Raw genomic sequence first — 13204 nt, 5'->3', positions numbered from 1 at the left:
CTCCCAGGGAATGATCCGGTTGAGCAGCGGCAGGCCGTCGCCCAGCAAATCTAGTTCCCGCAACCGGCGGTCTCCGGGGAAGAATCCTGTTTGCCCTACCAGTCCTGCCATGGTTGCTCTCCCTTCCAATCGGCTCCCTACATTTTACTGGAAATGGGGAGTTTTTCGAACTTCCCTATAGTCGCATGCCGCCATGCGGAACCAGTTAGCTCCTCTAAGGTGATCCTTCAGGATTGACCAAACGCATTTTTGAACCGAGCTTGTTTGGACGCATAACTCTGGAGATCATAGCCCAACTATACTATCAGGTGCTTCTGATGATCTACATAATAAACCTATACATCATACACTTGACCGTTAGGTCTTATTCTGCCCACATAAAACTGGTTATTAATATAATTGATATTAACAAAGTATATTTAGTGCCAAATGGTCATTTATTACTAATAGCGTTACAGTACAATTGTAATCTACAATTATTACCAATATACAGACAAACAAAACATCTATAGCCTATTCACGATAATTACTTAATGTTATTACCATACGCCAGACCAAGTTAATCACAACAGTGATTATAGACCAGAGCACAAAATACCAATACAGATAGATCAATGGGTATAACTTATAGCCTTTCTCAACCCTTATCAATACCGAACAACAGGAACATATAGTATGGATTACTCTATCCATAACTTACGAGGTCCGGAATGAATCATAACTTCAAAATATACGACCAGATGCAATTAAGAGATATCCTTTCAAAGATACACGTTACAGACAGCTATAAATTTCTAAGAGAATCACTAGGCTCACAACATTCTCACAACAGGCAATCTCGACTTGTTAAATGTTCACAGGAAAGTTCATCAAACCCAGACGAGGACAATTCAGATCAGCTAACCCAAGAAGATAGCTTCACATTAGACGATTGGGATCGAATGTATCTTTTGGAACAGATTGAGCGGTATGTCACCCTACTAGAGTTATCTCACCAGTCTCCAGTTGAAAAAACACGAAACCGCAGAGGCGATCTAGAAATGCATCTGGATAAGCACATTTGTCCCAATTGCTACCACCTACATTTATCCGCACTTTTTCTTACCATGGACTACCTCTATAGCCCAAAAGTTCAGGCGTTTCTGGATGCACTCACCAAGGATGAACGGATTCATGAGCTCAAATGCATGACCAATCAAGAACAGGGGAGACTCATCAATTCTGTTGCGGAGTCTGTCAGAAGGATACTGAAAAGTCCTGCGTATCGGAAAACTGTGCAGCGTAGGCACCATAATTACTTACGCCAATTCTACTCAGCCATGGGGTTTGTTGATGATTTGTTTCGCCAGCATTCGCGGATATTAGTGGTTCGATTTGATTTGGCATTTCGGTATGATTTGGGGGAGATGGTTGGTCTAGACGAATCTAAGCGATATTTTACCGCATTTATAGAAGCTATTCGTGGATCTAGAAAGTTTCGTGATCGCTATGGATACCTTGCGAAACTTGAATACGGGCATGACAAGGGCTTTCATTTCCATATTTTCATGTTCTTTGATGGGAGTAAACGGAGGGCAGACAGCCATATTGCTGAGGAGGCAGGTAAGATTTGGATGCGGATTACTGAGGGACGGGGAATATACTTCAACTGCAATCGCAAAAAGGTCCACTACAAATACCTGGGAATTGGTCAGATTCATCGCCGGGACACTGAGAAGCTGGGCCACTTGGCATCGGCCATCGGCTATCTAGTAAAGTTAGATCAGTTCCTGCTCTACAAGACACGCACCCGGCTCAGGACCTTTATGCGCAGCGGCATAACGACAAAAGAAACGGTTGACGCTTGAAGGAAGGAGCAAGTTGGGCCACACTCCACCCTGACGGCAGGGACGATGTAGCGAGGATACGAGAGAGGCCATACGGTGGGTCTCCAGGTATATACCCAGGGCCACGGCAAACATGCTTCTATCTCTTTGATTATTTGAGTATATCTCTGTATTTTTACGCTGTGTATGATGATCAGTATTGAATCTGGTGCGTATTCATCAGGTTACAGCGACCCCGAAGGATCTGGGAATATGAAGAACCAATGGGTTATGGATGACTTTGGCGGAGCCCTGGGTATACACCTTACCCCGCTCGGAGAACAATACGGTGTCGCGCCTCCAATTGATCAATGACTTCAGAAGACTGATTGCGGACGTAGGACTCGGCTAGAATGGCCGAACTCGTGTCCGACCTAAAAATGGAGAAATTCACCGTTTTGCCTGATGTTTGGTCGCAAACGGAAACAAATAAGAAACAATAGGATAGGATTGTTTTGGCAACACGAATATGAGACACTATGATGCATTATGTCCTGTATGGTCTTTATTGCACTTCGTTGAGGAAACAGCCCGGCGTGCGACTCAGATAAAACATATGCTTTGAAGGAGATGTGATGTCCTCCCAAGAAATTTTAACGCCAGAGCCTGGCTGTAAAGTCTGCACCCCTTCTCTATCTTTTGACTTTACTTTTGCTTATCAACCCATTGTAGACGCTAAAAACAAAAGCGTATTTGCCTATGAGGCGTTGGTTCGCGGCACAAGCGGGCAAGGAGCGGCATGGGTACTGGGCCACGTTAATAAAAGTAATCGCTATAGATTCGATCAAGAGTGTCGGGTCAAAAGCATTCTACTCGCCAAGCGACTCGGCATGTCGGCCAAACTTTCCATAAATTTCATGCCAAATGCCGTATATAAACCGGAAATGTGTATAAGAACTACACTAGACGCTGCCAGATCGGTTGGCTTTGATACCACTCAAATCATTTTTGAGGTACTGGAGAGCGAGGAAATACAAGACCCAATAAAATTAAAAGAAATATTTAACTATTACAAGAAGATGGGTTTCTATACAGCCATTGATGACTTTGGATCAGGCTATGCTGGACTGACATTTCTTGCCGACTTTAAGCCGGATCTCATCAAGATTGATATGCATCTTGTCCGAAACATTAATATAGATAAAACAAAACAAGCAATTGTAAGAGGTATCATTCTGACTGCGCGTGAACTTGGCTTGAACATTATTGCAGAAGGCATCGAGGTACTACCTGAAGCGGAATGGTTTATCGCGCATGGCGTGCATCTCCTGCAAGGATACTTCTTCGCAAAACCAAAATTTGAGGGCTTGGTTGCTCGTGAAGAGATTTTCAACTAAACAGCTGACAATGCTTCATTCTGCGTTTAATCCCAGATCGTCTGAAACTTGTAGCTATAGGGCTTGCTTGAAGCCGGAATCCCACGCCATGCCATTTGAAGGTCCACACGATGCCTCTATCTCCCCAATCAACGCAGGACGAAGAGCGCCAATTAATCCATCTGCAGAAAGACATTCTGCGGGTGACCGTGGGCCAAGAAAACGTCCGGGACACCGTGGAACACATCTGCCGGCTTGCGGAGCCGCTGTTGCCGGAATCGGTGGCGACCGTTCTCCTACTCGACGACGAAGGTCGGCTGGACGTATTCGCCGCGCCCAACGTACCCGCCGAGGCGCAGCCCCAGCTGTCCGGACTACAGCCAGGGCCCGAGACTGGTTCCTGCGGCAATGCTGTCATGCGGCAGGAACCCGTCTTTGTCGCCGACACCCTGAGCGATAACCGCTGGCGGCAGTTGCGTTCGCTGGCCCTGGATTTCGGCATCATGGCCTGCTGGTCCATGCCCATCCGCGACAGCCAGGACAGAGTCATTGGCAGCTTCGCCTTGTCGAGCTTCGTGCACCGCAGCCCCAGCCCCTTTCACGTACAGGTGCTGGAAACGGTGGCCTCAGCCATATCTCTGGTGCTGGAGTACCGCCGTCTCAAGGAGCATGTACAGCTGCAGGCCAGAGCGCTGGAGGCAATCTCTGAGGGCGTTCTGATCACCGGTGTGGATGAACGGGTGCTTTTCGTCAACCCCGCCTTTAGCCGTATTACGGGTTACTCCTTGGACGAGATGCGCGGGCGCTATTGCACCATCCTGCAGGACGAGGACAGCAACGCCGGCACCAAGGCCCGCATTCGCGCCGCCCTTTCCCGGGGTGAGGACTTCAACGGAGAAATCCTCAACGTCCGCAAGGATGGCTCCCCCTTCTGGAACGAACTCACGATCAGCCCTGTGCGCGACCAGGATGGCACCATCACCAATTTCGTCAGCGTGCAGCGGGACGTGACTGTACGGAAGGCCGCAGCGCGGGATTTGCGTATCGCTGCGACGGCATTTGAAGCACAGGAAGCCATCTTCATCACGGATGCCGAAAAGCGCATCCTCCGCATCAATAAAGCTTTCTCCCGCATAACGGGATATGCGGCCGAGGAAGTCCTGGGTCAGACGCCGACCATCCTGCAATCTGGCCGGCAGGACCGCGCCTTTTATCAGGCCATGTGGGACGCCATCGTCAGCGACGGCTTTTGGCATGGCGAAATCTGGAACAAACGCAAAAACGGGGAAATCTACCCGGAACTGCTCACCATCAGCGCCGTCCATGACGAGGAATCCGGGGACGTCCAATACGTGGGCTATTTCACCGACATCACCCAGCGCAAAGCGAGGGAGGAACTGATCCAACGCATGGCGTTTTACGACGCGCTGACAGACCTCCCTAACCGGCGTTTTCTGGAGATTCAGATAGAACAGAGCATGGCCCGCGCTGTCCGCCACAAGCGGCTCCTGGCCGTGTGCATGCTGGATCTGGACAATTTCAAACCCGTCAACGATACCTATGGCCATGAGAGCGGTGACGAAGTACTTGCAGCCTTGGGAAAACGATTACCGGAGGCCTTGCGCAGGTCAGATTTTGTCGCCCGCCTGGGTGGGGATGAATTCGTGCTCTTGGTGGAGGGCCTCTCTGGCCTGGATGACTTAACCCAAGTTCTGATCAAGGTGGAAGAGACCATAACCGCCCCGATCCTGCTGAGCAACGGCAAAACCGTGAGCGTGGGCGCGAGCATGGGGGTCGCTCTGTATCTCTTTGGGGATGATGAGGTTGGAGACCAGCTCTTGCGCCAGGCCGATCATGCCCTTTATGAGAGCAAGACGCACAAGGGTGAACGAGAACGCTACTGGACGCTTTTAGATAAGAAAGGAGAGCTATAAGTCAATTCTGGTGTATAAGCATTTCCAGACATGGGTTCAGGCGGCGCTCTGTTGGTCATCCGGCAGGATTTGATTGGCCGGTAATCCATGAATTTCACCCCCGCAAAAAGATCGTGGACTTTCTCAGGGGCATAAATCCCGATCCAGCGTTTCTCTGCCTGTTGCAACATCTTGAAGCCCAATCCAAGGAAGCTATTGGGGTCCATTGAGAATTCGGAATATAAAACCCGTTAAGGAAGTTGGCTCATGCCGAATGGCACTATCGCAAACGGCCGTTTTCGAGAGTCTTCAGATGGCGGTGATTGTTGCACGGTAAATCAAATGGTTGCAATTCTCGAAAACCATTCTCAAAAGACGGCTACGGTTTACAGCCATGGTGACGAGTTTCGAGAACATGATGGTCAGTCCGCTGGACGACTGCAAACGCCGCCCTGCCCCCGTTGGCATCGGGGATCGGCAGAAGTGATGTGGCGGGCAGGCGTAAGAGTAACTACTGACAAGTATTAAGGTATAATGAGGGCGCGCCAGATGTAAAGTCGTCCTGAAATATGCGCACCGAGCCCATGACAAACCAACGCCAATCATCTAAAATAACACCATGTGATGCCATGGTGAGGCCCCTCTTATGCGAACGACGATCAACCTGGATGATGAGCTCCTGGCCCAAGCCAAAATGCTCTGTGGCGTAGAAGACCGTGGTACCCTCTTAAAAGAGGCCCTGCGTGCTTTGATTCAGCGCGAAAGTGCACGTCGCCTCGCTCGCTTGGGTGGAACAGAACCGCAATTACAGAACGTCCCCCGCAGACGAGAACCTGCTGCTTGATTCTGGTCGATACGTCCGTCTGGATCGACCATTTTCGTTCTGGAGAAGCACACCTTTCTACTCTGCTTGATCATGGCATGGTGCAAACGCACGATTTCATCATCGGAGAAATCGCCTGCGGCAACCTCAAAAATCGGCAACAGACCTTATATCTGCTCTCATGCTTACCCCGATGCACCGCCACCTTTCCAGAAGAAACCCTGTTTTTCATTGAGTGTCATGGCCTGATGGGACGCGGTATAGGCTATGTTGACGCGAGTATCCTAGCCTCTGCCGCACTCGTGCAGGCCAATTTATGGTCCCGCGACAAACGTCTCATGGCTCTGGCTACCGAACTTGGCTGTGCGTACTCACCGGAGTCATCCGAATAGATAGAAGGCTGTTCAGTCCCAAGCCGCGCGCCTTCCCGCCGTACCTCCAATGCCTTATATTCACTCGTAAACGTTCAGCCAACCCACCCTTGCGGGTTGGCGCCGATCAGGCTAAAGCAGATTTTTCCAGTTCCACGACAAGAGTTCGTGGAGACGCTTATGGGGCCAGGTGGGTAGCTTTTCGAGCACGTCACAGAGGTACGAGAAGGGCTCGATGCCGTTGAGCTTGCAGGGTATCTCAGTGTCAGTCGGCAGCAGTTTTGCGGCATCCGAGCCTTTGCCTTCCTGCCCCTGGTCAACTGCTCCGCAGTCCGTCGCGCCACTATTTCAGATGATCTTGGGGACTCTTGGCCCCGTTCTGCTCTATGCGATAAACCCATGCCAGAACTTCTGCGACGGCCTGATAGAGTTGTGGCGGAATCTGTTGGTCGAGATCAACCTGCATCAGCAAGCTCACCAGTTCCTTGGATTCATGCACGAAAACTCCTGCCTCATGGGCTTTCGCGATAATTTGTTCAGCAACCAATCCCCGCCCCTTCGCCACGACAATGGGCGCCGAATCCTTGCCACTATAGCGCAAGGCCACGGCGTTGGATGGGTTTTCTGGCTTGTTATCCATCGAATGCGCGGATCTCATGCTGCGTTACGCGCAGGCCCAGCGCCCGCAAAGCCGCCTTTAAATCCCCCCAATGATTTATTAAAGCTGCCGCCTGATCCGCAGTGATGGCCAAGCTCAGCATATCGCGATGCAAATGCAGCTTCGCCTGAATATTCCCCAAATGAGGCATTTGCAGCGTCAATGTGCTATCCCAATGCGGCACTGTCTCCGGCGTCGCCATCGGTGAGTGGACATTCTCTCCCGAATGCTCCTCGCGTCGGCTGACTATCCATTGCACGAACTGCCCCGGCCAAACCGGGCCGCTCCAGGTGATCTGCTGCTGGTTCAGCACCTGAATCTGGCGGCCCACAAGGCCGGCAAGATCTCCGGTCATTGATGCAGACTCATAGCGGATAGCCGACTTTCCCAAATCGGCAATCTGCGTGTACGTCATCGCCCCCGCGACACGATCGGGTAAGACGTGTTCCGGGGTCTGGCTGGCCACCAGCGCAGACACCTCCACTCGAGGACGTTGGCTCACCAGTGTCGTCTGTGGCAAAGGACCTTCTGGCACCGGCAGCATCACCGGCGATAAGGACGCATTCTGTGGCTCTGCGCGCAGATTTTGCAGTGACAGTTGGCCCTGCACCCAAGCCGCCAAGTGGCTTTCATAAAAGAGCCCACTCTGCATTATGGACTGCTGCAACATCTGCGCGAGCGGGGCACTTTCTGAGGGTGGCTGCGGCAGCAATGGCTGTAAGCTGCGGAGCCCGCTGCCACTCTCGGCTGGAGACAAACCCAGAAGAGACTGCGCTGTACTCGACAAGCCCACACGATCCGGCAACGATGCTGCTGCCGAGGTCGTGAGCAAAAAGGCGGGACGGGAACGGCCTCCCAAATAGAGCAACTGCAAGCGCTGTCCCGCTGCCCACTGGCCGGGCAACTGAAAGGCCAGCGTTTTCCCCGCTACCGCTATGAGCGTCTGCGCATTGGCGCTTTGTAACACCCGTCCCTCCAGGAGGGTGCCGGGTGTTATGGTTTTCGCAAGCGCTGGTGCCGCATTTGGAATAAGTACCGCGCCAACAACACGCAGAGGCGCCAGGGTGCTGGCGGAAGGCGTCATTTTTGCGACGGCCGATTGTTTAGGCGGATCAGGAGTTCCGCCTCTTCTTCACCGATCTGGCAGGCGCTCGCAATATAGCAGGCGTCACGCCCCGACTCGGCTAACACACGGGCACGCCGATAACGGTTTTCTTTCTCCTCGCTCTCCTCTGTCGGCCGTGACAGGACCTTGAAACCTCCGTCATCGGTATCGTGCACAGCGTGGGAAGCATCCGTTTTTTTTGTCGTCTGGCCGACGGTAATGCGCCTCACGGTCTCCTCCAGCGCTTGCACACGCGCTTGAGAAACCTGCAGATTCGTCAGCAAGCGACGCTGCAAACGCCACAACATCGCTTGGGCAGCAATAATAATCAGCGCAAGAACCAGCATAAGAAACCACATCAACATTCATCCTTGGTGATCATGTTTTCAACCAGCGCTTGATCCGGCCTGTCCAGGACACAGGCTCTGCCTTGGCAGAACTGCGTAAACCAATGCTCAACAAACGTAAGATTTCCCGGTCACGGGCCTGCACATATTGCGCGACTTTTTCCTGATCTGCGGCGGTTGGATCCAGAAACGCGAGCCCCAGAATAACACCGGAGACATCCGTCGCATAAGTATCCACAAAGCGTACGATAGCTGGCATACGCAGTGGCGCACTGTCACGAATACCGAAGATGAGTTGCGGTATCCGCTCTCCCGGCTGAAAGGGAAAATCTTTTGGACGACGGCTAAGCATGCGCAAGCCACCTGCACTGATATCCTGCATCCGTCCGGTAATCATCTGCGCGCCCTGCCGATATGCCTCTACCTGATCTGGATCCTGCACGGTCGGCGGGACCCGGTATAACTGACGACGCTGCAATTGATAAAGGGCATCCGGGTAGCGGATCACGATTGCATCCTTTTCCACCCGAACTATCCTGCTGCGGAATCCGCTAACCAGACCATCAACGCTGGTGATAATCGTAACGGGCCATTCCGGGCGCACGTTCTGCGGAAAATTGAGCGGAACATCCACCCAGAGAAGTTCCTCCTGCATATCGAACAGTAGCGTATTGAAACTCTCAGGTTGATCATCCAGCCACAAGGTACAAAAAATATGATCCCGAAGGAGTCTCGCCAAGACATTGGTCGCATGCAGCCAAGAGCTGAGCCGATAGCGATCAGCAAAGAGGTGCTGGCGGACCTCATGAATCTGTTCCGTCATCGTTTCCCCTCTACCTCCCGGCCGGACTCTAACCGGTCCTGCGTGTCACCCCAGCACCCTGTTTTGTGTCATCTTAGCAGTACTCGGTCGACCTGTCCCGTCAGACATCCTCCTGTTGCAACTGCTGCCACAAAGCCGCCATATCCTGTAGGGCGATGACAGGGGTAGGCCGCAGAATCGCAGGCAGCAACCAGTTTTGCCAGGTGAAGAAAGCATTCTCAGGGAGCGGCGGCGCCAGCAGATACCCCTGTATGTAGCGTCCACCGAGAAGCAGCCACAAATGCAGTTCATCGGGGGTAGCAATCCCTTCGGCTACCAGATCGCATTGCGCAATCTGGCTGAGCAACCGGCTGGCTCCAGCAACACCGAAACTGGCCACGTCTTTGCGGAAGGCACGAATAAAGCCTTGGTCCAGCTTAAGTTCATTAAAGCGCAGGCGTGCCACCGACAGCAATGAAGAATATCCGGTACCAAAATCGTCCATGGACAGCGCGAAACCACGATTCTGACACCATTCCATGATGGGTTGGGCAGATTTCCTGCCCGTCACCGAAGCGGTTTCCGTTATTTCGAGCGTAATCCCCCGGCCATCCGGGCAATGTGTCTCCAAATCACCAATAAAAGCGGGATCCAAAAAATGCTTGGCACCAATGTTGATGGAGATTTGCAGAGACAAATGCTCGTCGTGCATACGCTCGCGCAGGCGCACAGCCTCCTGTAAGGCTCGAATACCTAGCAAACGGATCAAATGCGCGTTTTCTTCGACGTACGGCATAAATTTACCCGGCCAAATCCAACGCCCTTCCACGGAGCGCCAACGGGCCAGCATTTCGACGCCGGTAAGCCGGACGGCGAGCATATCGGCTTTGGGCTGCAGGAAAAAATGGACATCTCCACGCTCTATGGCCTTGGGAAAGGAACGATGCACCCAAAGCCGCTGTACCGCGCGCCGTGCCACGGCACCGCCATAAACCCGGTATTCGTTTCCGCCTGCCTTTTTCGCCTCGACCATAGCCTCATCGGCCTGAGCCATGAGGGTATGAACATTCTGCCCGTCCTGAGGAAAAAATGACCATCCGATAGAGGTGGACAGCGGCGCATCCAGTACGCCCCGCGCTGCCGCAGTTACCGCGAGCAAAAGCTGCGGACTGATGTCAGCAATCTGCCTGGTCTCCGTGACCGGTATCATGATGCCGAATTCATCACCACCGATGCGCGCCAGGAGCGCGTCTTTTCCTGCCAGTGCCTCCCCGAGATTGCGGGTAATCATCCGCAAACAGTTATCGGCCTGATGAGGGCCATATGAGGTATTGATTTCATTAAAGAAATCAAGATCCAATACAGCGATACCCCAGGATACGGGTTCATGCTCCACTGCGCGCAACAACCATTCGGCCTGTTCGGAAAAACGGGTCCGATTAGGCAGACCGGTAAGCATATCCGTTTGTGTCAGGCGTTCCTGATCACTATGTGCTTCTAATCGTTCGAGGTAACGTTCTACGTCATGCAGCAGCGACTCCCAATGGGCGATCAGGCTTTTTCCAAAAAACCAACGGTTAATTCGGGTGATTTTCAACACGAAAATTGCGCAAGGATTTTTTGCACCGGACAGCAGGATCGGCCAGGCAATCACCTCACGAAAATGACGCAGTTCGGGATACTGCCGAATGACCCGCGTCATCACTCCGAAAACATGGGAAGAACGTAGATCCACGGACCGTTTGCGATGATATGCCAGGCACGGCGACATCTGGCCCCATGGGAACACATCGGGCTCTAATGAGAGCGGCAGACTGCCCAGAATTTCCTGCAACCGGGGATTCTGAGCGTGGGCGGCGTTTACCGGCAGCTTTCCACTAGCGTGATCCGGCACCGCCACATAGGCCGCCAGGGCGCCCGACGCGAATACGCTGATCTGTACCATTTTTGCGTAGAAATCTTGCACACAGGTGCTCTCCATCATTAACTCCTGTAATGCCTGATGCACGCGCTGATAACGAGCTTCCATAAAACGTCGATACCTCCAGATCAGCGCGATCATGGCCAAAATCGCTTCAGCGGCCATCAACAGCACCGTCCACGCGCCAATACGATTCAACTGACTTTGTAGGCCGCTCGCTGGGGCGGGATTCCATCGAGCGCTGATCATCCAAGGGGTTCCGACCACTGGAAGATCGATATGCGCAAACAACCTTCCTGATAATGAACCGTCCGGCAATGACCAGTGCCCCTGGCGCCAGACGGCGAGTACCCGGTGGAGGTTATCCAGCAGTAGCACTATATGATCAGCCTTGGAAGAGTCCATGATATGCTGATTCTCAAACAATAAATCAGCGGAGCAAACGGAGATACCAGACCCCTTTAAGGATTCTGGATGGTGCGCAGTCACGCTCATGGGTATGTGTAAAATTCCGTCTGCGGAAATGCCCGGTATACCAATGCTTCCGTGGAAGGCGCTTACCATCCCGGACGCCTCAGTCACATCATCGCTCAGCTTCAAGGGATAATCATCTGAGGGAATTTGTGCGGTAGGCTTTTGCGCATTACACGATACATTGGCAAGCCAGGTATGCACATTGTCAAAGTGCGTCACCATATCCGCGGTCAGCTCTTTCTCCGGAAGCCCCGCCAAAAACCTCAAGTCGCTGACATGCACCTGCAACATCGCGGCCAAATTTATGGCAACACTGTCAGCCAATTTCTGTCCGGCCTGTTGTTCACTGAACGCCGCCCGTTGCACGAGCCGATGCTGCCAGTCTTGGCTGTTCGAGTAAGTAAGCTCCGCCACCATCATAAAGATCAAAGCAATCCCCAGCATAAGAAGGGCTTGGCGCCTTTGGGCCCGAAGCCCTGCCGAAATCATTGCCGCCATCTTTTGCGGAGTGATATCCACCGACCGAGTATCCGGAGCTATCATCTTGCTGCTCACGCTTTGCCTCCACCTACCGGTATGAAGCGCGGCAGGCGCATCGCAATACCCTGCAGCGGGAGAATCTCATCCACCCCGCCTAAGCGAATGGCTTCTTTAGGCATACCGAAAACCACGCAACTCGCCTCGTCTTGGGCAATGGTACGCGCGCCGGCGCAGTGCATCTCGGCGAGCCCCTGCGCGCCATCATCTCCCATGCCGGTCATGATGACACCCCAGGCATTCCGCCCCGCCACCTGCGCCACGGAGCGGAAGAGCACATCGACGGAGGGACGATGATGCTTCACCAAGGGGCCATCAAACACCTGCACCGCAAACTGGGCACCATTGCGTATCAAACGCATGTGCTTACCACCTGGCGCGATGAGGGCGCGGCCAGGTAAAACCCGGTCACCATCACACGCTTCACGCACTTCCAGGGCGCTGATCGTATTGAGGCGGGCGGCAAAGGCGGCGGTGAATTTTTCCGGCATGTGCTGCACCACCACCACCCCCGGAACCGTTACCGGGAGCGCACGGAGCAGCACTTCCAGTGCCTGTGTGCCACCGGTACTGGTGCCGATGGCAATGACTTTTTCCGTGCTCTTCTGTAGCAACACATCGGAAGCAACAGCAGTGGTGGCAGCAAAACTGGCGGCAGGTGCAGGACGAATATTACGCAGGTTGGCACGCGCCGCAGCCTTGACCGCCTGAATGATTTCTGGCGCATCTTTTTGCAAAAAGTCGCGCAGGCCGGAATGGGGTTTCTGGATAATTTGTACGGCGCCAGCAGACAAGGCATTCAAGGTAATCTGCGCCCCAGATTCCGCCAGACTGGAACAGATGATTACGGGTAAGGGATGTTCCGCCATGATTTTGCGCAGGAAGGTCACGCCGTCCATACGCGGCATTTCGATATCGAGTATGATCACATCGGGCCATTGGCGCTGCATGCGATCCCAGGCAAAAATCGGGTCATGGGCGGTCGCCAGTACGGCGATATCCGGGTCTTGCGTCAGGGCCGCTTGCAGCACCTGCCGCACGACTGCGGAGTCGTCTACAATGAACACTTGTA

11 protein-coding genes and 2 pseudogenes are annotated in these 13204 nt (G+C 53.0%); 5 read left to right on the top strand and 8 right to left on the bottom strand.

Features of this window, described 5'->3' with window-relative positions:
• Positions 1 to 710 precede the first annotated feature (710 nt).
• The 3 genes from Q0C48_RS13615 (at position 711) to Q0C48_RS13605 (ending at position 5115) form a co-directional block, all read left to right on the top strand.
• Positions 711 to 1847 (top strand): inovirus-type Gp2 protein, encoded by a 1137-nt coding sequence (locus Q0C48_RS13615; protein ID WP_291525246.1) that lies wholly within the window; start codon positions 711 to 713, stop codon positions 1845 to 1847.
• Positions 1848 to 2440: 593 nt separating this feature from the next.
• Entirely contained in the window at positions 2441 to 3202 is a 762-nt protein-coding gene (locus tag Q0C48_RS13610) for an EAL domain-containing protein (RefSeq protein ID WP_291525243.1), read from the top strand.
• Between the two features lie 110 nt (positions 3203 to 3312).
• Positions 3313 to 5115 (top strand): PAS domain-containing protein, encoded by a 1803-nt coding sequence (locus tag Q0C48_RS13605; protein ID WP_291525242.1) that lies wholly within the window; start codon positions 3313 to 3315, stop codon positions 5113 to 5115.
• Between the two features lie 36 nt (positions 5116 to 5151).
• Here the strand turns inward: Q0C48_RS13605 and Q0C48_RS13600 are convergent.
• Positions 5152 to 5312, bottom strand: a pseudogene (locus Q0C48_RS13600) (IS256 family transposase); the annotation flags it as partial.
• A 428-nt stretch (positions 5313 to 5740) separates the two neighbouring features.
• Here Q0C48_RS13600 and Q0C48_RS13595 point away from each other — a divergent pair.
• Positions 5741 to 5938, top strand: coding sequence for a type II toxin-antitoxin system VapB family antitoxin (locus Q0C48_RS13595; protein ID WP_291525240.1), 198 nt, complete (start codon positions 5741 to 5743; stop codon positions 5936 to 5938).
• The gene (locus Q0C48_RS13590; protein ID WP_291525237.1) at positions 5935 to 6309 is read left to right on the top strand and encodes a type II toxin-antitoxin system VapC family toxin; all 375 of its coding nucleotides are present in this window, start codon (positions 5935 to 5937) and stop codon (positions 6307 to 6309) included. The genes Q0C48_RS13595 and Q0C48_RS13590 overlap by 4 nt, the downstream gene beginning before the upstream one ends.
• A 111-nt stretch (positions 6310 to 6420) precedes the next feature.
• On the opposite strand, the pseudogene Q0C48_RS13585 reads toward Q0C48_RS13590, so the two are convergent.
• The 7 genes and pseudogenes from Q0C48_RS13585 to Q0C48_RS13555 form a co-directional block, all read right to left on the bottom strand.
• Positions 6421 to 6540, bottom strand: a pseudogene (locus Q0C48_RS13585) (transposase domain-containing protein); the annotation flags it as partial.
• Positions 6541 to 6631: 91 nt separating this feature from the next.
• On the bottom strand, positions 6632 to 6928 hold the full coding sequence (locus tag Q0C48_RS13580; RefSeq protein WP_291525235.1) for an EscU/YscU/HrcU family type III secretion system export apparatus switch protein: 297 nt from the start codon (positions 6926 to 6928) through the stop codon (positions 6632 to 6634).
• A complete protein-coding gene (locus tag Q0C48_RS13575; protein ID WP_291525233.1) occupies positions 6921 to 8030 on the bottom strand; it encodes a flagellar hook-length control protein FliK in 1110 nt (369 codons plus the stop codon). The genes Q0C48_RS13580 and Q0C48_RS13575 overlap by 8 nt, the downstream gene beginning before the upstream one ends.
• Entirely contained in the window at positions 8027 to 8410 is a 384-nt protein-coding gene (locus Q0C48_RS13570) for a DUF2802 domain-containing protein (protein WP_291525231.1), read from the bottom strand. Before Q0C48_RS13570 ends, Q0C48_RS13575 begins: the two co-directional genes overlap by 4 nt.
• Positions 8411 to 8429: 19 nt before the next feature.
• Positions 8430 to 9221: a PilZ domain-containing protein gene (locus Q0C48_RS13565; RefSeq protein ID WP_291525229.1), complete on the bottom strand. Its 792-nt coding sequence runs from the start codon at positions 9219 to 9221 to the stop codon at positions 8430 to 8432.
• A gap of 100 nt (positions 9222 to 9321) precedes the next feature.
• The gene (locus tag Q0C48_RS13560) at positions 9322 to 12150 is read right to left on the bottom strand and encodes an EAL domain-containing protein (protein ID WP_291525227.1); all 2829 of its coding nucleotides are present in this window, start codon (positions 12148 to 12150) and stop codon (positions 9322 to 9324) included.
• Positions 12147 to 13199 (bottom strand): chemotaxis response regulator protein-glutamate methylesterase, encoded by a 1053-nt coding sequence (locus tag Q0C48_RS13555; RefSeq protein ID WP_291525225.1) that lies wholly within the window; start codon positions 13197 to 13199, stop codon positions 12147 to 12149. Before Q0C48_RS13555 ends, Q0C48_RS13560 begins: the two co-directional genes overlap by 4 nt.
• Between the last annotated feature and the right edge of the window lie 5 nt (positions 13200 to 13204).

It is taken from the genome of Acidithiobacillus sp. (genome assembly GCF_023255755.1).
Lineage (GTDB): Bacteria > Pseudomonadota > Gammaproteobacteria > Acidithiobacillales > Acidithiobacillaceae > Acidithiobacillus.
Note: the sequence above shows the minus strand (reverse complement) of the source record. Positions and strands in the feature narration are given on the sequence as shown.